Source organism: Streptosporangium sandarakinum (assembly GCF_013409935.1).
GTDB lineage: Bacteria > Actinomycetota > Actinomycetes > Streptosporangiales > Streptosporangiaceae > Streptosporangium > Streptosporangium nondiastaticum.
Map to the genome: position 1 here is coordinate 2,378,665 of NZ_JACCCO010000001.1, position 18,360 is coordinate 2,397,024.

Genomic DNA, 18,360 nt, shown 5'->3' on the forward strand with positions numbered 1-18,360 from the left:
CGTCACGGTACTGGCCGCCTACGGCCTGTCCCGGCCCGGCTCGCTGCTGCACCGGCCGCTGCTGTTCCTCGTCCTGCTGACGTTCCTGTTCGGCCCCGGGCTGATCCCGAACTACCTGCTGGTCAGCTCGCTCGGCCTGGCTGAGCCGCGGGCCCGCCGTACCGGGACCCCTTCCGGGTACGGCGGGCCCGGCCGTGTCCGTCGGCGCGGGTCAGACCGCGTCCGTCAGCGCCGCGAACTCCTCGTCGCTCAGCTCCAGGGTCGCCGCGGCGACGTTCTCCTCCAGGTGCGCCACCGAGGAGGTGCCCGGGATGGGCAGCATCACCGGCGAGCGCCGCAGCAGCCAGGCCAGCGCGAGCTGCGACGGCGTGGCGTCGTGCCGTTTGGCCAGGGCGTCCAGCGGGCCGCCCTCCCTGGCCAGCTCGCCGGTCGCGAGCGGGAACCACGGGATGAAGGCCAGGCCGTTCGCCTCGCAGCGCGCGAGGACCGGATCGGCGTCGCGCGCGGCGAGGTTGTAGAGGTTCTGCACCGAGACGATCGTCGCCGTCTCACCGGCCCGCTCCAGTTCCTCGACGCCGACCTCGCTGAGGCCGATGTGGCGGATCTTGCCCTCCCGCTGGAGCGCGGCCAGCTCGCCGACCTGGTCGGCCAGGGGCACCATGGGGTCGACGCGGTGCAGCTGGAGCAGGTCGATCCGCTCGACGCCGAGGTGGCGCAGGCTCAGCTCGACCTGCTGGCGCAGGTACTCGGGCCGGCCCACCGGGCGCCAGTCGTCGGGACCGGAGCGGGTCAGGCCGGCCTTGGTGGCGATCACCAGGTCGTCCGGGTACGGGTGCAGGGCCTTCCTGATGAGCATCTCGGACACGAACGGGCCGTAGGAGTCGGCGGTGTCGATGAAGTTCACGCCCAGCTCGACCGCGCGGCGGAGCACCCGTACGGCCTCCTCCGGGTCGCGCGGCTCGCCCCAGACCCCCTTGCCGGTGAGCTGCATGGCGCCGTAGCCGAGGCGGTTGACGGTGAGGTCGCCCCCGATGGCGAACCGGCCGGAGGCGTCCGCGGGACGGGTCGTGGTGGTCATACGCTGTCTCCCCCAGGAAGCGAAGTGTGAAGATTTGATCGCTTTAGCCCTATAAAGGGCTACCTGGGGGCGTTACCCGCTAAATCCCCTTTTCACCATGGGCGAGCTGGTCGTCGAGGACACGTCTGGCCTGGCGGACGATGGCCTCGTCGACGAATCGGCCGTCGGGGAGGGCGACCGCCCCGGTCCCGGCCGCCGCCACGATCTCGCGGGCCGCCGCGACCTCCTCCTCACCGGGGCGGTAGGCGTCGCGGATGACCGGGAGCTGGGCCGGGTGGATGGCGGCCCGTCCGCGGAAGCCCATGGCCCGGCCGGCGCGGCACGACTCGGCCAGACCTTCGAGGTCGCGGAAGTCGGTGTAGACCGACTGGGCCGGCGCGGGCAGCCCGGCGGCCCGGGCGGCGACCACCAGCCGCGACCGCGCCCAGGACAGCCCCGCCTCGTCGCTGACGCCCAGGTCGGCCCGCAGGTCGGCCTCCCCCAGGCCGATGCTCGCCACCGCCGGGTCGGCCGAGGCGATCTCGTAGGCCCGTTCAAGGCCGAGAGCGGACTCGATGAGCGGGTGCAGCTCGGCGCCCGGCACGGCGGCGGCGACGTCGCGCATCTGACCGGCCGACTCGGCCTTGGGCACGCGGATGCCGGCCGTACCCGCGGCCAGGGCGCCGACGGCGCGCAGGTCGGCCTGGCCCCAGGCGGTGCGGGTGTCGTTGATCCGGACCTGCACGCGCGGCCGCGGGGTGGCGAGCAGCGCCACGACCTCGGCCCTGGCCAGGTCCTTGTTGCCGGGGGCGACGGCGTCCTCCAGGTCGACGATCACCACGTCGGCCGGGCCGGCGAGCGCCTTGGCCACCAGGTCCGGCCGCTCGGCGGGCGCGTACAACCAGGTCAGCATCACACCACTCCCCTGTCGCGCAGCGCCTCGATCTCGGCGGGCGAGAGCCCCGCCTCCGTCAGGACGCCGATCGTGTCCGCGCCGTGGGCGCGGCCGGTCCAGCGGATCTCGCCGGGGGTGTCCGACAGCCGGAACATGACGTTCTGCATCCGCAGCGGTCCCAGCTCGGGGTCCTCCACGGTGGTCACGGCGTCCAGGGCGGCGATCTGCGGATCGGCCAGCACGTCGCGCACGTCGTAGACGGGCGCCACCGCGGCCTGCGCCTCCTCGAAGGCGGCGAGCACCTCCTCGCGGGTGCGCGCGCCGACCCACGCGGCGACGGCCTCGTCCAGTTCGGCGGCGTGCTCGGCCCGTCCCGCCCCGGTGGCGAACCACGGCTCGGTGATGTACTCCGGCCGCCCGACCAGGCGCATGACACGCTCGGCGATGTTCTGCGCCGAGGTGGACACCGCGACCCAGGAGCCGTCCGCGCACCGGTAGGTGTTGCGCGGCGCGTTGTTGACCGACCGGTTGCCGGTGCGGGGCGGCACGATCCCGAGCCGATCGTAGATCGTCGGCTGCGCGCCGAGCACGGTCAGGATCGGCTCGATGATCGACATGTCGACGACCTGCCCGGAGCCCCCGGACCCGCGCGCGTGGAGCGCCGTCATCACGGCGTAGGCGGTCGCGAGCGCGCAGATGCCGTCGGCCAGGCCGAACGGCGGCAGCGTCGGCGGCCCGTCCGGCTCGCCGGTCATCGCGGCGAACCCGCTCATCGCCTCGGCCAGCGTGCCGAAGCCGGGCCGTCTCGCGTACGGGCCGAACTGGCCGAACCCGGTGACGCGGGCGAGCACCAGGCGCGGGTTGACCTCGCGGAGCCGGTCGTAGGAGAGGTTCCACCGCTCCAGCGTTCCCGGGCGGAAGTTCTCGATGATCACATCGGCGTCACGCGCCAGGGTGAGGAGCAGGTCCTGGCCCTCGGGCACCGACAGGTCGATGGTGATCGTCCGCTTGTTGCGGCCCAGCATCTTCCACCACAGGCCGCCGGGTCCGTGTCCCCGCGAGGAATCCGGTTTGGCGGGATGCTCCACCTTGATGACCTCGGCGCCGAAGTCGCCGAGCATCATGGCCGCCATCGGTCCCGCGAACAGCGTCGCGAGGTCGAGGACGCGGATCCCTTCCAGGGCTTTCACTGTCGTTCCTCCAGATTCACGGCGCGTCCCCCGGCCGGGGCGGCCGGAACCGGTGTCCGGTGGCCGTCCGGGCCCGGGGCGCGACGGGTTCGGCGTTCGGCGGCGGGTTGGGTGTTCAGTGGCGGGTTGGGCGTCCGGACGGGACTTCCGGGCGCCGCGGGCGGGCTCCGGCGGGGGTCATCGGAGCGCCGCGTCGATCTCGGCACGGCCGGGCATGGAGGTGCTGGCCCCCTCCCGCTGCACCGACAGGGCCGCCGCCGCGGCGGCGAAACGCAGCGCCTCCTCCTGCGGCCTGCCCTCGGCGCGCGCCACGGCCAGCGCGCCGACGAAGGTGTCCCCCGCGGCGGTGGTGTCGACCGCCCGCACCGGTACGGCGGGCACGCGCAGCCGCCCGCCGGCGCGGGAACCGTACAGCGCCCCTTCCGCGCCGAGGGTGATCACCGCTTCGGGGACGAGTTCCAGCAGCGCCTCCAGCGCCTCCCGCGGATCGGCGAGGCCGGTGAGCGCCTCGGCCTCGTGCTCGTTCGGCACGATCAGGTCCACGGCGTCGAGCAGCTCCCGGGGCAGTTCCCGGGCGGGGGCCGGGGTGAGGACGACGGGGACCCGCGCCTGGCGGGCGGCGGACACCACGGCCTCCATGGGCAGTTCGAGCTGGAGCAGCAGCGCGTCGGAGCGGGCGATGACCGCGAGATCCTCCGCCGAGGGGGCGGTGACGGCGCCGTTCGCACCGGGGACCACGATGATCGAGTTGCCGCCGTCGTCGTCGACGACGATGTGGGCGACGCCGGAGGAACCCGGCACGACCCGGAGGCGGCTGACGTCGACGCCCGCCGATCCGAGCGTCTCGCGTACGACGGGCCCGAAGGCGTCGTCCCCGACCGCGCCCATGAACGCGACGTCGGCGCCGGCCCGGGCCGCGGCGACGGCCTGGTTCGCCCCCTTGCCGCCGGGGACGGCGGCGAACGCCCGCCCGGTGACCGTCTCGCCGCGTTTCGGCACGACCGGGGTGTAGGCCACCAGGTCCATGTTGGCGCTGCCGAAGACCGAGATCATGCCCTCTCCTCCGCGATGGCCAGGGTGCGGCCGGTGAGCCGGTCGAAGCCGATGCCGTCGAAGCCCCGCAGGCTGCTGGCCAGCCGGTTCCCCGGCTTCCACCGGTCGGGGACGCCGGAGGCGCCGAGCAGCCCGCCCACGATCGAGCCGACCGTCGCCCCGGCCGAGTCGGTGTCCCAGCCGCCGGCGACGGCCCCCGCGATCGACGCCGTGAAGTCGCCGCGCCCGTGGACCAGCGCCGCCGCGATCAGCGCCGCGTTGTTGATCGTGTGGACCCAGTGCAGGTCGCCGTGGCGTTCGTACAGCCGGTCGACCACCCGCTCGAAGTCCGGCTCCGACGAGGCGTCCTCGACGGCGTCCCGTACCGCCCGGGCCAGCCGCGACCCGGCCGGCACGACGGAGAGCCCGGCGGCGACCACGTCCTCGACCGAGGAAGCCACGAGGGAGTGGGCGCACATGGCGGCGACCATCATCGCGCCGTAGACGCCGTTGCCGGTGTGGCTGAGGCGGGCGTCCCGCCAGGCGAGCGCGGCGGCGGCCGCCGGATCGCCCGGATTGACCCAGCCGTAGACGTCCGCCCTGATCAGGGCGCCGATCCACTCCCGGAACGGGTTGCGGTGCGTCGCGGTGCGGGGCGGCTCGATCCCGTCGAGCAGGTTGCGGTACGCCGCCCGCTCGGCGGTGAAGACCCGGCCCGCGGGCAGCTCGTCCAGCCACATGGTGGCCACGTCGGCGGTGGTGAAGTCGCGGCCGAAGCGTTCCAGCAGGGCGAGCCCGAGAAGCGGGAAGTTCAGGTCGTCGTCCTCGGGCACGCCGTCGATGTTCTCGGCGAGCGAGTTGACGGCGCTGCGCCTGTTCCACGGCCAGCGGGCCGTCACCTCGTCCGGCAGGCCCACCGCGGTGAACCAGCCGCGGATCGGCCAGTTGCCCGTGGCCTCGGCGATCTCCCTGATGCCCTCGCGGGGGATCTTCTCCACGGGTTTGCCGAGCACGCATCCGGCGGCGCGTCCCAGCCAGGCGCCGAGCAGCCGGTCGGGGAGCCGGGCCGGGTCGGCGGCCACGCGGGGGAAGCCCCCGGGGGCGGCCAGGGTGATCTCGGCGAGCCCGGTGGGTTCGGGGAGCGGGGAGGGGATCGCCGCCAGCTCGTCCAGCAGCGCACCGGCCAGCTCGCGCAGCGCCGGGCCGGCCGGCCGCGGGGAGGCGCCCGCCCTGGGCGGCGCGTCGTGCCCTCCGGCGGCGTGCCAGCGGGCGGCGAGCGCGGCGGCCTCCGGGAGGCGGCCGTCCTCGGCCGCCTGACGCAGCTCGTGGCCGACCAGGTCCTCCGGCTGCACCCAGGTGAGCCGGATCAGGCGGTCGGTCACGCCGTCCCTCCCGCCGTAACGTCCCGGATCAGGGAGGCGAAGGCGGCCTCGTGCGCCCGCCGTGCGGCGAGGTCGTCCGCGTGGACCCGCCGGGCCACCTCGGCGATGGACACGCCGGGGGCCACCAGGTCGATCCTGCTGGCCTCCGCCACCGGACCGAGCCACTCGGACGGCACCGCGGCGGCTCCGCCGAGCGCCCCGGCGATCGCGCCGCCCATGCTGGCGATCGAGTCGGCGTCGCGGCCGTAGTTGACCCCGCCGAGCACGGTCTCGCGGTAGTCGCCCTTCGCGATGAGCAGGAACGCGAGCGCCAGCGGGATCTCCTCGATACTGTGCAGGCGGCTCGGCCGGCGGGCACCGAGGCCCTGGTCGCGGTAGGTGTCGGCGACGGTGTCGTAGGGGGCGACGGCCTCGCGCAGGGCGTCGAAGGAGCCCTCCCAGTGGTCGAGGCCGCGGGCGCGGTCGCAGACGGCCTCGATGGCGGCCCGCGTGCCGTCCTTGGCGAGCCGCAGGCAGGTCGCGACCACCGAGTCGGGGGTCGCGCCCGGGCGCATGGCCTCGGCGACGGCGGCGGCCAGCACTCCGGCGGCCTCCCGGCCGTAGCTGGACTGGTGGGCGCCGGCCAGGTCGATCGCCTCGGCGTACGCCCCGTCCGGGTCGGCCGCGTTGACGATGCCGACGGGTGCCATGTACATCGCGGCACCGCAGTTGACGATGTTGCCGACGCCGGCCTCACGCGGGTCCACGTGGCCGTAGTGCAGGCGCAGGACCAGCCACTTCTCGGCGAGGAAGACCCGCTGCAGGGGCAGCGCCTCGGCCTCCAGCTCGGGGATCCAGCGCTTCTCGCCCATCATCTCGGGCACCAGGTGCTCGGCCGCCGCGTACGCGTCGAGATGACCGCCCACCTTCTCGTAGACGCGGATGAGGGCGTGGGTCATGAGGGTGTCGTCGGTGACGTGGCCGTCGCCCTTGTGGTAGGGCGCGATGGGACGGGCGTTACGCCAGTCCTCGAAGTACGGCGGGACGATGCCCGTCACGTGGCCGCCGTAGCGCCGGCGTATCTGCTCGGGCGTCCAGCCCTCGGTCGCGCCGCCGATCGCGTCGCCGACCGCGGCGCCCGCCACGCATCCGACGGCCTTGTCGGTCAGCAGGTCCTCCAGCGGCGTCATGCCAGTCCTCCAGCGATGTCGATGAGATCCGTTCCGGCCAGATCGGGGATGCCGCAGCCGACCAGTGTGCGGGCCGTGGCGCACCAGCCCTCCGGCAGGGCCTGGTAGCCGGTGTGCGCCCCGGTGAGAGCCCCGGCCAGCGCCGGAGCGGAGTCGGCGAGCGACGACAGGCACGCGGCGGCGGGCACGGCCGCGCTCAGCGCGCCCGCGGACACCTCCGCGAGCGCCAGGGCGGCGGCGACCGTCTGGGCGGCCGCGACGCCGTAGCTGTAGACGTGGTCCAGCAGGGCCGCGTCGAGGGCCGGGACCGCCGCGAAGGGGTCGCCCGCCTCGCGTGCCACCGCGAGCGCCGTCCGGGTCATGTGGCCGATCGCGGTGTCCTCGGGCAGCTCGGCCAGGGCCGCCTCCACGGCCGAGGGCATCGGCCCGCCCGCGACGAGCTCCGCGATCGCCGCCGCCATCGCCGCGGCGGCGTGGACGCCGTCCCCGGCGTTGGTGACCGAGGCGTCGGCCCGCGGGTCGGCGCTGGCCGCCCCGAAGGCGACGGCCCGGATCGCCGCCGCGTCGTCGAAGAAGTGCGGGTTGTCGTGCCCGCTGGCGGGCGGCCGCTTGCCGGCGGCCAGGTTGTCGAGCGCCGAGCGTACCGAGATCCGTACCCGCAGGTCGGAGCGCTCCGCGAGCCTGCCGAACGCCTCCGCCCGGTCCTCGTGGATCGTCAGCGCGGTCCAGGCCAGCCACTCGGCGTCGTCGGACGGCCCGATCGCCAGCGGCTCGACCGGCTGGTTCAGTGAGAACGGCACGGGCAGCGTGGTGACCCGGTGCTCCTCGGCGAAGGCGTCCAGCTCCCGCTCCAGCCGCCTGCTCCAGGGCGCCAGCAGGGTGGAGCGGTGCCGCGCCGACGGCCAGCCGGCCGCGTCGCCGATCGCGAGGCCGACGAAGGCGCCGCGGATCCTGTCCCCCGATGACATGTCTCTCCTCTACTTCTCGTACCGGCCCGCGGACACGCTCACGCCACCCTCCCCGTCGCCGCCACCAGGTCGGTGGCCGCGTCGAGCACGTGCCGCCCGGCGACGACCGGGAGGCACCTTCCCGTGGCCGGGCCGATCTCCGCGGCCCAGCGTTCCGGAACGGCGGCCTCGCCGCGCCCCGCCCCCGCGAGGGCGCCCGCGATGGCCGCGGTCGTGTCGGCGTCCCTGCCGAGGTTGGCGGCGGAGACGACGGACCCCTCCACCTCTCCGGCCCCCATGAGGTAACCGGCGAAGGCGAGGGCGACAGCCTCGGGCGCGAGGTCCGTCCAGGGGTAGTGGCGCACCACCACGGCCGCGTACAGCTCCTCCACCGAGCCGGTGGCGACGGCCTCGACGGCGGCCCGCAGGTTGCGGGAGGTCCAGGAGTCCTCGGGGACGGCGGCGATCCCGGCCTGGACGACCTCGCCGGGGGCGGCGCCGGTCATCGCGACGGCCACCGCCGCCGCGACCGCCTGGCCTCCGTACACGCCCTCGCCGCTGTTGCTCACCACGCCGTCCACCGCCACCAGCCGGGCCGCCTCCGCGGGACGGCCGGCGGCGAAGATCCCGTACGGCGCGGCGCGCATGGCCAGCCCGTCCGACCATCCGTGCGGGTGCCACAGGCCGGACAGCGGCGGGGTGAGGCCCCGGCGGAGCGCCTGGATCGCGCCGAGCTCGGAGAAGCCCGCGCCCCGCATCGGACCGTCGATGCCCGGGATGATCTGCTCGCGGTACTCCCTGGCCACGTCGGCGGGGGTCATCGCCGCGCCGTACCGGCAGAGCAGGGAGGCCGCGAAGAGGGTGTACTCGGTGTCGTCGGTGCCGCCTTTGCCGGGCTCGATCTCGGTGAGACGGCCCCAGCGCCGGGCGATCTCCTCCGGGGCGAGGTTCTCGGCGGGGCGCCCGAGGGCGTCGCCGGCCGCGAGGCCGAGCAGGCACCCCCGGGCGCGGGTCAGCATCACTTGTTGTACCGCTCCAGCACCTTGTTGCCCTCGTCGACGAGCGTCTTGGCCGCCTCGTCAAGGGTGATCTTGTTGGCGAAGTACTGCTGCAGGGCGGGGGTGGCCACCTTGCTCTTCCACTCGTCGAACCCGTTCACCTTGAGGTAGGGCGCGACCACGAGGTTCTTGGCGGAGGCGGTCGCCACGTTCCAGCCGTTCTCCTCGGTGGTCATGGAGGGGTCGCTCGCGGCCTTGACGCTGGTCGGGAGCAGCCAGTCACCCTTGGCGAGCTTGGCCTGGTTGGTGCTGTTGAGGAAGAAGGAGATGAACTTCGTCGCCTGGTCGGGGTGCTTGCTGTCGGCCGCGACGGACAGGGTCTGCGAGGCGGCCCCCTGGTCGGCGCTGGTGCCCTTCAGCGGCGGGATCGTGACCCACTCGAAGCCGGGCGGCGCCTGCTCGACGACCTGCTGCCGCAGGTAGACGCTCGCGGGGAGCATGGCGTACTTGCCCGCGTAGAAACCCGGCAGCGGGTCGGCGGTGCCCATGCCGAGCGCGGACGGGTCGGCCGTCTTGTCCTTGTAGAGCTGGTCGTGGACGCGCTGCATCACCTCGCGCTCCTCGGGCCCCACCTTGACCGTCGCCTTGGTGCCGTCGGTCTGGAAGAAGGTGCCGCCGAAGTTGAGCGCGAGGTTGAGCACCTTGTTCACCGGCGTCTTCAGCGGCCAGGCCACCCCGAAGGTGTCGCCCTTGGTGAGCTTCTTGCTGATCTCCTCGAACTCGTCCCAGGTCCACGGGTCCTCGGGGGTCGGGACGGGCACCCCGGCCTTGTCGAGCAGCTTCCTGTTGGCGATGATGACCTGCGACTCCTGGAGGAACGGCACGCCGTACACGCCCTGGCCGCCCTTGCCGTCGCCGAAGGTCACGGTGTCCCAGGCGGCCTGCGGGATGTCGCTCTTCAGGTCGGCGGGCAGCTTGCCGGAGAGGTCCAGGAGATAGCCGCGGGAGGCGAAGCCGGCCAGCGCGGGGGAGTCGTCGTGGATGACGTCCGGCGGGTCACCGGCCTCGAACGACGTGACGAGCTGGTCGTTGACGTTGTCCCAGCTGCCCTGGATGTACTCGACCTTGATGTCGGGGTTGGCCTTGTTCCACTCGTCGACGATCTCCTTGTTGGCGGCGACGGACTCCTTCTGCCAGGCCAGGCTCAGGAACTTCAGGCTCACCGGCTCACCGGCCTTGCCGCCATCGCCACCGTCGCCCGACGAGCAGCCGGCGGTCAGGGCGGCGATCGCGGTGGCGGCCGCCACGAGTGCGGTTCTGGTACGCAACGGACTCTCCTATCGAGGGGTACGGCTCCGCCGGGTCCGGCTCGGCTCGCCCCGCTGGTGTCGGGGGGTTTTTGAAGATCGGCTATCCCTTGACGGCACCGGCCAGCAGGCCGGACCTGAGCCGTCTCTGGATGATCGCGAAGAACGCCAGGCTCGGGATCGTGGCGAGCAGCGACGCCGCGGCGAGCGGGCCGAGACGCACGACGCCTTCGGCGCCGGTGAACTTCACGAGGGTCAGCGGCAGCGTGGCCACGTCGGGGTCCTTGAGGACGACCAGGGCGAAGAGGAACTCGTTCCACGAGGAGATGAAGGCGAACAGCAGCGTGGCCACCACACCGGGGGCGAGGAGCGGCGCCACGATCCTCACCAGCGCGCGGATCCGGCCCGCGCCGTCGACCGCCGCCGCCTCCTCCAGCTCGCGCGGCACGGACCGCACGTATCCCTGGAGCATCCACAGCGCGAACGGCAGCGTGAAGGTGACGTGCACGACCGTGAGGCCGGGCAGCGTGTTCACCAGGTCCAGGCTGCGCAGCACCATGAACAGCGGAATGATGATCAGGATGAAGGGGAAGACCTGGCTGACCAGCACCCATCCGATCGCGAACTTGTTGACGAGCGAGCGGTGGCGGGCCATGGAGTAGGCCGCGGGCAGGGCGAGCACGACCGTCAGCACGGAGCTCGCGACCGCGACCACCAGGCTGCGCAGCGCGCTGCCGACGATGTCCTGCTCGGTGAACGCGTCGGCGAAGTTGGTGAGGACCGGGTGACGCGGGATCCACGTCGGGGTCAGGCTCGCCATCTCCTGCGACGTCTTGAGCGCCGTGGACAGCAGCCAGAGCAGCGGGAAGGCCAGGAAGACCATGTACCCGAGGAGGGCGAGGTACTGCAATGGCCTGCGCATGTCAGCTCACCTCCCGCATCTGCCGGCCGATGTAGAGACCCAGTACGGCCAGCACGACGATCACGATCGCGACCCCGAGGGTGGCGGCGTAGCCGAAGAAGCCGTAGCGGAACGCCTCCTCGTAGGCGAAGAGCATCGGCAGCCGGGTCTGCCCGCCCGGACCGCCCTGGGTGAGGACGTAGACCAGGCCGAACTGGTTGATGTTCCAGACGAAGTCGAGGGAGGTGATCGTCACGATGACCGGGCGGAGCTGCGGCAGCGTGATGCTCCAGAAGCGGCGCCACGTCGTGGCCCCGTCCACGTGGCCGGCCTCGTGCAGTTCCCTGGGCACGCCCTGCAGCCCCGCGAGCAGCACGACGGTCGTCTGCGGCATGCCGGTCCAGATCCCGACGACGATCACCGCGGGGAGCGCGATGGAGAAGTCGTTGAGCCAGTCGACGTTGTGGTCGAGCAGCCCGGCCCCCTGCAGCGTGCTGTTGAGGATGCCGGCGTTGGGGTGGTAGACGAGCCGCCACATCAGCCCGATGACGACCGGCGGCATCGCCCACGGCACCATGGCGAGCACCCGGGTGAACGCCCGGAACCGCAGGTTCTCGTTGAGCAGCAGGGCGAGCCCCAGCGCGGCCACGAACTGCAGCACGGTGACCGAGACCGCCCAGATCAGGCCGATGCGGAACGACGCCCAGAAGTCTCCGTCGGTGAGGAGGTCGCCGAAGTTCGACAGGCCCACGAACGAGGTCACGGAGTTGCGCCCGGACCTGGCGTCGGTGAAGGCGAGGTAGATGCCGTAGAGCAGCGGGCCGACGCTGAAGATCAGCACCGGGATCAGCGCCGGCAGCATCAGGAGGAGCGTCTCGCGCCCCTGCCGGCTCTTTTTGGGCCTGCCGCGGCGATCCGCCGCGGGCTCCCGTGTTCTTTCGGCCGTCAGGGTCATGGAGTCTCCTCCCCCATGGTCGAGGCGCGGGTCACGAGGCGGGGTTCGACGGTGACCGTGCGGGGTGCCCGGCCGTCGCGGTCCAGGCGGTCGAGCAGGAGCTCGGCGGCCGCCCGGCCGCGCTCGGCCGAGCCGAGCGAGACGCTGGTGAGCGGCGGCCAGGCGATCGTGGCGAGGTCGGTGTCGTCCATGCCCGCCACGGCGACGTCCTCGGGCACCCTCCGTCCCGCGCGCCGCAGGACGTCGAGCGCCCCGAGGGCGATCAGGTCGTTGGCGCACAGCAGCGCGTCGAGGTCCGGCACGCGTTCGAGCAGGCGGGCCGCCGCCCGGGCGCCGTCGGCGCGGTAGAAGTCACCCACCTCGACGAGGTTCCGGTCGTACGGCAGGCCGAGCGTCTCCAGCGCCTCGGCGTAGGCGGCGGAGCGGGCCGCGCCGGGAACGGTGTCCAGCGGGCCGTTCACGAAGCCGATGCGGCGCCGGCCCAGGCCGTGGAGGTGCTGGACGACGAGCCGCACGCCGGCCCTGGAGTCGACCCGCACGTTGTCCACCGGGGTGCCCTCGGGCACGGAGCCGATGACCACGATGGGCGCGCGGGCGGCGGCGAACATCTCCAGGTGCCCGTCGGTCACCCTCAGCGGGATCATGATGAGCCCGTCGATGTACCGCTCCCCGAGGCCGCGGAGCACGTCGATCTCGTCGGCCGCGTCCGCGTTGGTGGAGTGCAGGACGAGCCGGTAGCCGGCCGCCTTGAGCATCGGCTGGATCTCCCGGACCATCGCGAGGTAGACCGGGTTCCCTATGTCGGCCATCGCGAAGCCGATCTGGTTGCTGCGCCGTGACTTCAGCGACCTCGCCGCCGAGTTCGGCACGTAGCCGAGCTCGCGCGCCACGCTCATCACGCGGCGTTCGGTCTCCGCCCTGGTGGGGAGGCCGTTGAGCACGCGTGACACCGAGGCGATCGACACGCCCGCCCGCCGGGCGATCGTCGTGATCGTCGGCTCGTCACTCATGTCCCACCTCGGCCTCCGAAGACGGTAAACGTTTTCAGTAGGCGGCGTCACGTCTCTGAAAACGTTTACGGATGGAGGACATGTAACGCCCATGTTTCCGGCAGCGTCAAGTCACAATCGGGTAAACCGGACAAAAGTCCGGTCAGCCCCGTCCGGGCCGCGGCGGCCCCGCCCCGGGCGGGGCCGCCCCCTAGACGGCGGTCAGGACGACCGGGACGTCGGCGCCCACCACCTCGACGCCCGTGACGCGCGCCCCCCCGAGACGGTCACCCGCAGCCCGTCCCCCTCGGAGACGGCGGTGATCACGGTGTCCCCGTCGACGTCGGAGACGACGGCGCCGCTCTCCCCCACCCCGCAGGCGACCAGCGTGATCTCCCCGAACGGCCCGTCGCCCACGGCCTCCCCCGGGTCGGACAGGACGGGGATGAGCGCGCCGTACCGGACGAACAGCGGGATCCGGTCGAGCGGCGCGGAGACCGTCACGTACCGGCCGCCGGAGAGCACCTCGCCCGTCCAGTGGTCCACCCAGTCGCCCTCGGGCAGGTACACCTTCCGCACGCCGTCCGGCGAGGTCATCGGGGCCACCAGCAGGTCGCGGCCGAGGAGGTACTCCAGGTCGGCCTGCCAGGCCACCGGGTCGCCGGGGTGGTCCACGCACAGGGCCCGCATCATCGGCGCCCCGGTGCGCGCGGCCTCGACCGCCGCGGTGTAGATGTACGGCATGAGCCGGTGGCGCAGCCTCAGCGCCGCGACGGCCTCCGCCTCGACCTCGGGGAACTCCCACGGTTCCCGGCTGGTGGTGCCGTGCAGGCGCACCAGCGGCGACAGCGCGCCGAACTGCATCCAGCGGACGTACAGGTCGTCGGTCGGGCGGCCGGTGAAGCCGCCCGCGTCGTGGCTCCAGAACGGGACGCCGGACAGGCCGTGCGACAGCCCGCCGCGCAACGTGCTGCCCATCGCCGGGTAGCTCGTGTAGGTGTCGCCGCCCCACTGCGCCGCGTGCCGCTGGCCGCCGAGGAAGGACGAGCGCGCCCACACCATGCCGTGCCCGGCGACCTCCCTGGTCACCTCGGAGACGAGGTCGTTGAACAGGAGCGCGTAGACGTTGTGCAGGTCGGCGCCGGTCATCCCGTTGGAGGCGACCGCGTCGTGCGGCACGCCCTCGGCGAAGTCGGTCTTGAAGACCCGCACGCCCTGCTCCAGCAGCGGCCGCAGCAGTCCCCGGAACCACTCGGCGGCCGCGGGGTTCGTGAAGTCCACGATGCCGCAGGGCGGGTAGGAGCCGTGCCAGCAGCCGGCCACGTAGACCTCGCCGTCCGGTCTCCTCAGGAAGTGGCCGTTCTCCGCCGCCTCGGCGAACGCCGGGCTCAGATGGGAGACGTACGGGTTCATCCACAGGCATACCTTGAAGCCCATCCGGTCCAGCTCGGCTAGCATCGCGCCGGGGTCGGGGAGGTTCTCCGCGTCCCACCGCAGGTCCGACCAGTGCCCGTCGGTCTGCCAGTAGGTGTCCAGGTGCAGCACGTCGCACGGGATGCCCCGCTCCCGGATCGTCCGGGCCCGGTTCAGCACCCGCTCCTGGGTGTCGACGAAGAACCCCGAGGAGATCCAGGTGCCGAACGCCCATTTGGGCGGCAGCAGCGGCGGGCAGGTCAGCCGGTCGAACCGGTCGAGCACCTCGGCGGGGGCGGGCCCGGCGATCACGTAGTAGTCGATGAGGTCGTCCGGCACCACGATCTGCACGCAGCTGTGCGTGGACTGGCAGACGTCGAACTCCACCGGCGTGCCGCTGTCCACCATCACGCCGTAGCCGCGGCTGGACAGGTAGAACGGGACGTTCTTGTAGGCCCGCTGCGACTCGGCGCCGAAGGCGTCGAAGTTCCACATGACAGGCCGCTGGCCGCGCTTGTCCAGCGGGGTGAACGACTCGCCGAACCCGCCGAACGCCTCGTCGGCGGGGGCGGCGAAGCTCTCGTGGTAGGCGGCCACCGCGCCGTCCGCGCTGGAGCGGCCGAACGGCAGCGTGCGCATCCGGCCGCTGATGTCGGTGTGGCCGCGGTCCTGCTCCAGCAGGGTCGCCCCGGAGGCGTCGGTGAACCTCAGGTGCCAGGGCGACAGGGTGATCTCGGCGCGCAGCGAGCCGGCGTCGACGGTGATCGCGCCGTCGCCGGTCTCCACCCTCGCCCCGGCGAACCCGCCCGGGGTGACCATGGAGATCGCGGCGGCCGACCGGGTCCGCGCGTCCGCGTCCTGGCCGAGCCGCACCCGGATCACCCCCTCGCCCGCCACGCCCACCTGGGCCACCAGCGTCTCGCCGGTGGAGGTCGCGGCCTTAGCGTCACCGAGGCGCCGCCGGACGCCACCGCCTCGGCGGCGGTCAGCGTCGCCGGGCCCGCCTCCCCCCGGACGCGCACCGGGAGTTCCGGGGGGTCGGCGACGAAGTACTCGTGCGCGATCAGGGGAGGGCGATAGGGCATGGGGGCTCCAGCGCTTCGGTGCTTCCGGTCCGCGGGTCGGTGCGTTCCCGGTTCGCGAATTAGTTTGGCGTCTAGCCCAACGAACGTCAACGGCGCCTCCGGCCGCCCCTTAAGGCGGGACGAGGGGACGTAGCAGAATTAGTTTGGCTTCCATCCGAAATAGGGGACGTGACGTGGACTGGCCCAAGGGGATCGGCGGACTGTGCTACGGCGGCGACTACAACCCCGAGCAGTGGCCCGAGGAGGTGTGGAAGGAGGACGTCGCGCTGATGCGCCGGGCCGGGGTCAACCTGGTCAGCGTGGGGGTCTTCTCCTGGGCCCGGCTGGAGCCGTCACCCGGCTCCTACGACTTCGCCTGGCTGGACCGGGTCCTCGACCTGCTGCACGGGGCGGGCGTCCGGGTGAACCTCGCCACCCCCACGGCCTCCCCTCCCCCCTGGTTCGGCCTGGCCCACCCCGACGCGCTCACCGTCACCGCCGACGGCACCCGGCTCACCCACGGCAGCCGCGACACCTACTGCGTGAGCGCGCCGGCGTACCGGGAGGCGTCGGCCCGGATCGCCGGCGAGCTGGCCCGCCGCTACCGCGGCCACCCGGCCCTGGCCATGTGGCACGTGCACAACGAGTACGGCACCGGGTGCCACTGCGACCACGCCGCCGCGGCCTTCCGCACCTGGCTCCGGGGCCGGTACGGCACGCTGGACGCGCTGAACGACGCCTGGACCGGCTCGTTCTGGAGCCAGCACCACTCCGCGTGGGAGCAGGTCATGCCGCCCCGCGCCACTCAGTACCTCCCCAACCCGGCGCAGACGCTCGACTTCCGCCGGTTCCTCTCCGACGAGATGCTCGCGCACTTCCGCGAGCAGAAGGCGGTGCTGCGCGAGCACACCCCCGACGTCCCGGCGACCACCAACTTCGTCCTCGGCGACTGGGTTCCGGTGGACCACCGGCGCTGGGCCGCCGAGACCGACCTGGTCGCCGTCGACCACTACCCCGCCGCCGACCCGCCGCAGGAGACCGCGTTCGCCGCCGACCTGGCGCGCGGCTGGGCCGGCGGGCGGCCCTGGCTGCTGATGGAACAGGCGGTGGTGACCTACACCGGACTCCGGATGATCGCCAAGCGGCCCGGGGAGATCACCCGGCTGAGCCTGTCGCACATCGCGCGGGGCTCGCGCGGGGTGATGTTCTTCCAGTGGCGGGCCTCGCGCGGCGGGGCCGAGCCGTGGCACGCGGGCATGGTCCCGCACGCCGGCGAGGACTCCCGGATCTTCCGCGAGATCACCGAGCTCGGCGCGCTGCTGCCCTCCCTGGAGGAGGCGTGCCGGGCGCCGGTCGAGGCCGGGGCGGCGGTCCTGTGGGACGCCGAGGCCGGCTGGGCCCTGCAGGCGCCGGGCCTGCCGTCCACCGGGCTGGACTACACCCGGGCGGTACGGCAGGCGCACCGGGTGCTCTACCGCGGCGGCGTCACCGCCGACGTCGTCCACCCGTCGGCCGACCTGTCGGCGTACCGGCTCGTGCTCGTCCCCGCCCTGTACCTGATCTCCGACGACGACGCCGCGAACCTGCGCCGCCACGTCGAGGGCGGCGGCACCCTCGTGGTCACCTACCTCAGCGGCGTCGCCGACCTCTGCGCCAGGGTCCGGACGGGCGGCTACCCCGGCGCACTGCGCGACCTGCTCGGCGTCCGGGTCGAGGAGTCCCACCCGCTGCCCCCGGGCACCGCCCTCTACGTCTCCACCCGTCTCCCCGACGCGGACCTCTCCCGCCTGCTGGGACTGGAGCCGTCCCCCCTTGAGCTGGTACGGCGTGGCGAATGGGTGTTCGCGGTCAACCACGGAGACGATGAACAGCAGGTCCCGGACGGTCCGCTGCTTCCTCCCGGTGGCTACGCCGTACGGAGGGCACGGCAGGGGTGAGCGGGCGCCGGGGCGGGCACGACGGCCCGCCGCGCGGCCGGGACCGCCCGAAGGAGGTTCCCCGTGCGCCGTCGCCGTCCCGTGCCCCCCGCACCCGGCCTCCGGGCTCCCGCGCCGCCGATGCCCGTACCCGGCGTCTGTGCGTCCCCGGCGACCGCCGTCGCGGCCCTCGCCCTTGTCGCCGCGGCGGTGACGCCGTCCTGCGTCCCGCTCCCCCCGGCCGCCGCGGCCGGCGCGCCCGGGGGCCGGGACGGTCCCTGCCGTCCGGGAGAGGGCCACGACCTGAGAGACGGCGACTTCACCCGCGCCCCGCTCCCGGCCGGCCTGCGCTGCGCCGACCTGAGCAGGGCCGTACTGAGCGGCGTGACCCTAGCCCACGAGGACCTGACCGGAGCGATTCTGCGCGGCGCCGACCTGCGCGGCAGCGACCTCACCGGGGCCTCGCTCCGCTACGCCGACCTGCGCGCCGCCGACCTCACCGAGGCGCAGCTCGGCGAGGTGCGCGCCGACCACGCCGACCTGCGCGGCGCGTACCTCGCCGACGCCGAGGCCGTGCAGGCGAGGTTCCCGCACGCCGACCTCACCGGGGCCAAACTGGTCCGCGCCAACCTGGGGCAGGCCGACCTCACCGGGGCCAAGCTGGTCGGCGCCAACCTGGAGGAGAGCAACGCGGAGCAGGTGGCGGCGGTCGGGGCCGACTTCACCCGGGGCAGGCTCGGCGGGACCGACCTGAACCAGGCCGGGCTGGGCGACGCCACCTTCACCGGCACCGACCTCACCGGCGCCGATCTCGGCCAGGCCGACCTGCGCGGCGCCGACTTCACCGGGGCGGTCATCGAGGGGACCACCTTCGACCAGGCCCGCGGCGTGGACCTGGCGGGCGCCCGGGGCTTCCCGGCGGGCCTCCGCGACCCGTGGAACCGGCGGCCCAGGTCCGCGGCGTCCAACCCCCAGGTCGGACCGCCGGAGACGGACCTCCTGCCGGAACGGCCCGCCGTCGGGCCCGTCATGGTGGCCTTCAGCGCGGCGGGCATGATCCTGCTGCTGGCGGGCTGGGCCGTACGGACCCGGTGGCGGCGCCGCCGGCGCGGCTGAGCCGCGGCGCGGCCCGGACCACCGCCGGC

General features: G+C 73.6%; 15 protein-coding genes. 2 read left to right on the forward strand and 13 right to left on the reverse strand.

Translation table 11 applies throughout. The features are described 5' to 3' along the window. Positions 1 to 211: 211 nt before the first annotated feature. From HDA43_RS10435 to HDA43_RS10495, 13 genes are all read right to left on the reverse strand, one after another. Positions 212 to 1,078: an aldo/keto reductase gene (locus tag HDA43_RS10435; protein WP_179819520.1), complete on the reverse strand. Its 867-nt coding sequence runs from the start codon at positions 1,076 to 1,078 to the stop codon at positions 212 to 214. Between the two features lie 79 nt (positions 1,079 to 1,157). Beyond that, positions 1,158 to 1,970, reverse strand: coding sequence for an HpcH/HpaI aldolase/citrate lyase family protein (locus tag HDA43_RS10440; protein WP_179819521.1), 813 nt, complete (start codon positions 1,968 to 1,970; stop codon positions 1,158 to 1,160). Beyond that, positions 1,970 to 3,142: a CaiB/BaiF CoA transferase family protein gene (locus HDA43_RS10445; RefSeq protein WP_179819522.1), complete on the reverse strand. Its 1,173-nt coding sequence runs from the start codon at positions 3,140 to 3,142 to the stop codon at positions 1,970 to 1,972. Before HDA43_RS10445 ends, HDA43_RS10440 begins: the two co-directional genes overlap by 1 nt. A 177-nt stretch (positions 3,143 to 3,319) precedes the next feature. Next, positions 3,320 to 4,195 carry a ribokinase gene (rbsK, locus tag HDA43_RS10450; RefSeq protein ID WP_179819523.1) on the reverse strand — a complete coding sequence of 292 codons (876 nt, stop codon included), beginning with the start codon at positions 4,193 to 4,195 and terminating at the stop codon, positions 3,320 to 3,322. Further along, positions 4,192 to 5,556 carry an ADP-ribosylglycohydrolase family protein gene (locus HDA43_RS10455; protein ID WP_312873167.1) on the reverse strand — a complete coding sequence of 455 codons (1,365 nt, stop codon included), beginning with the start codon at positions 5,554 to 5,556 and terminating at the stop codon, positions 4,192 to 4,194. Before HDA43_RS10455 ends, rbsK begins: the two co-directional genes overlap by 4 nt. Continuing rightward, positions 5,553 to 6,725, reverse strand: coding sequence for an ADP-ribosylglycohydrolase family protein (locus HDA43_RS10460; protein ID WP_179819524.1), 1,173 nt, complete (start codon positions 6,723 to 6,725; stop codon positions 5,553 to 5,555). Before HDA43_RS10460 ends, HDA43_RS10455 begins: the two co-directional genes overlap by 4 nt. Further along, on the reverse strand, positions 6,722 to 7,693 hold the full coding sequence (locus tag HDA43_RS10465) for an ADP-ribosylglycohydrolase family protein (protein ID WP_179819525.1): 972 nt from the start codon (positions 7,691 to 7,693) through the stop codon (positions 6,722 to 6,724). Before HDA43_RS10465 ends, HDA43_RS10460 begins: the two co-directional genes overlap by 4 nt. A gap of 38 nt (positions 7,694 to 7,731) precedes the next feature. Then, positions 7,732 to 8,691 carry an ADP-ribosylglycohydrolase family protein gene (locus HDA43_RS10470; RefSeq protein WP_179823071.1) on the reverse strand — a complete coding sequence of 320 codons (960 nt, stop codon included), beginning with the start codon at positions 8,689 to 8,691 and terminating at the stop codon, positions 7,732 to 7,734. After that, the gene (locus HDA43_RS10475) at positions 8,691 to 9,998 is read right to left on the reverse strand and encodes an ABC transporter substrate-binding protein (RefSeq protein ID WP_179819526.1); all 1,308 of its coding nucleotides are present in this window, start codon (positions 9,996 to 9,998) and stop codon (positions 8,691 to 8,693) included. The genes HDA43_RS10470 and HDA43_RS10475 overlap by 1 nt, the downstream gene beginning before the upstream one ends. 82 nt (positions 9,999 to 10,080) lie before the next feature. Next, complete coding sequence (locus HDA43_RS10480; protein ID WP_179819527.1) at positions 10,081 to 10,899, reverse strand: carbohydrate ABC transporter permease; 819 nt, start codon at positions 10,897 to 10,899, stop codon at positions 10,081 to 10,083. Position 10,900: 1 nt separating this feature from the next. After that, a complete protein-coding gene (locus tag HDA43_RS10485) occupies positions 10,901 to 11,740 on the reverse strand; it encodes a carbohydrate ABC transporter permease (protein WP_246423945.1) in 840 nt (279 codons plus the stop codon). Between the two features lie 89 nt (positions 11,741 to 11,829). Then, the gene (locus HDA43_RS10490) at positions 11,830 to 12,843 is read right to left on the reverse strand and encodes a LacI family DNA-binding transcriptional regulator (protein ID WP_179819529.1); all 1,014 of its coding nucleotides are present in this window, start codon (positions 12,841 to 12,843) and stop codon (positions 11,830 to 11,832) included. A 201-nt stretch (positions 12,844 to 13,044) separates the two neighbouring features. After that, on the reverse strand, positions 13,045 to 15,147 hold the full coding sequence (locus HDA43_RS10495) for a TIM-barrel domain-containing protein (protein WP_312873169.1): 2,103 nt from the start codon (positions 15,145 to 15,147) through the stop codon (positions 13,045 to 13,047). Between the two features lie 346 nt (positions 15,148 to 15,493). Between HDA43_RS10495 and HDA43_RS10500 the strand changes: the two genes are divergently transcribed. Together HDA43_RS10500 and HDA43_RS10505 are read left to right on the forward strand one after the other, a co-directional pair. Beyond that, complete coding sequence (locus HDA43_RS10500; RefSeq protein WP_179819530.1) at positions 15,494 to 17,236, forward strand: beta-galactosidase; 1,743 nt, start codon at positions 15,494 to 15,496, stop codon at positions 17,234 to 17,236. 120 nt (positions 17,237 to 17,356) lie between these two features. After that, positions 17,357 to 18,331 carry a pentapeptide repeat-containing protein gene (locus HDA43_RS10505; RefSeq protein WP_179819531.1) on the forward strand — a complete coding sequence of 325 codons (975 nt, stop codon included), beginning with the start codon at positions 17,357 to 17,359 and terminating at the stop codon, positions 18,329 to 18,331. Positions 18,332 to 18,360 lie beyond the last annotated feature (29 nt).

What these genes read in the sequence shown, in the direction of transcription:
- rbsK (WP_179819523.1), bottom strand. Translation starts at nt 4,195, where the DNA reads ATGATCTCGGTCTTCGGCAGCGCCAACATGGACCTGGTGGCCTACACC.
- HDA43_RS10460 (WP_179819524.1), bottom strand. Translation starts at nt 6,725, where the DNA reads ATGACGCCGCTGGAGGACCTGCTGACCGACAAGGCCGTCGGATGCGTG.
- HDA43_RS10470 (WP_179823071.1), bottom strand. Translation starts at nt 8,691, where the DNA reads ATGCTGACCCGCGCCCGGGGGTGCCTGCTCGGCCTCGCGGCCGGCGAC.
- HDA43_RS10505 (WP_179819531.1), top strand. Translation starts at nt 17,357, where the DNA reads ATGCCCGTACCCGGCGTCTGTGCGTCCCCGGCGACCGCCGTCGCGGCC.
- HDA43_RS10435 (WP_179819520.1), bottom strand. Translation starts at nt 1,078, where the DNA reads ATGACCACCACGACCCGTCCCGCGGACGCCTCCGGCCGGTTCGCCATC.
- HDA43_RS10485 (WP_246423945.1), bottom strand. Translation starts at nt 11,740, where the DNA reads ATGCTGCCGGCGCTGATCCCGGTGCTGATCTTCAGCGTCGGCCCGCTG.
- HDA43_RS10490 (WP_179819529.1), bottom strand. Translation starts at nt 12,843, where the DNA reads ATGAGTGACGAGCCGACGATCACGACGATCGCCCGGCGGGCGGGCGTG.
- HDA43_RS10440 (WP_179819521.1), bottom strand. Translation starts at nt 1,970, where the DNA reads ATGCTGACCTGGTTGTACGCGCCCGCCGAGCGGCCGGACCTGGTGGCC.
- HDA43_RS10465 (WP_179819525.1), bottom strand. Translation starts at nt 7,693, where the DNA reads ATGTCATCGGGGGACAGGATCCGCGGCGCCTTCGTCGGCCTCGCGATC.
- HDA43_RS10480 (WP_179819527.1), bottom strand. Translation starts at nt 10,899, where the DNA reads ATGCGCAGGCCATTGCAGTACCTCGCCCTCCTCGGGTACATGGTCTTC.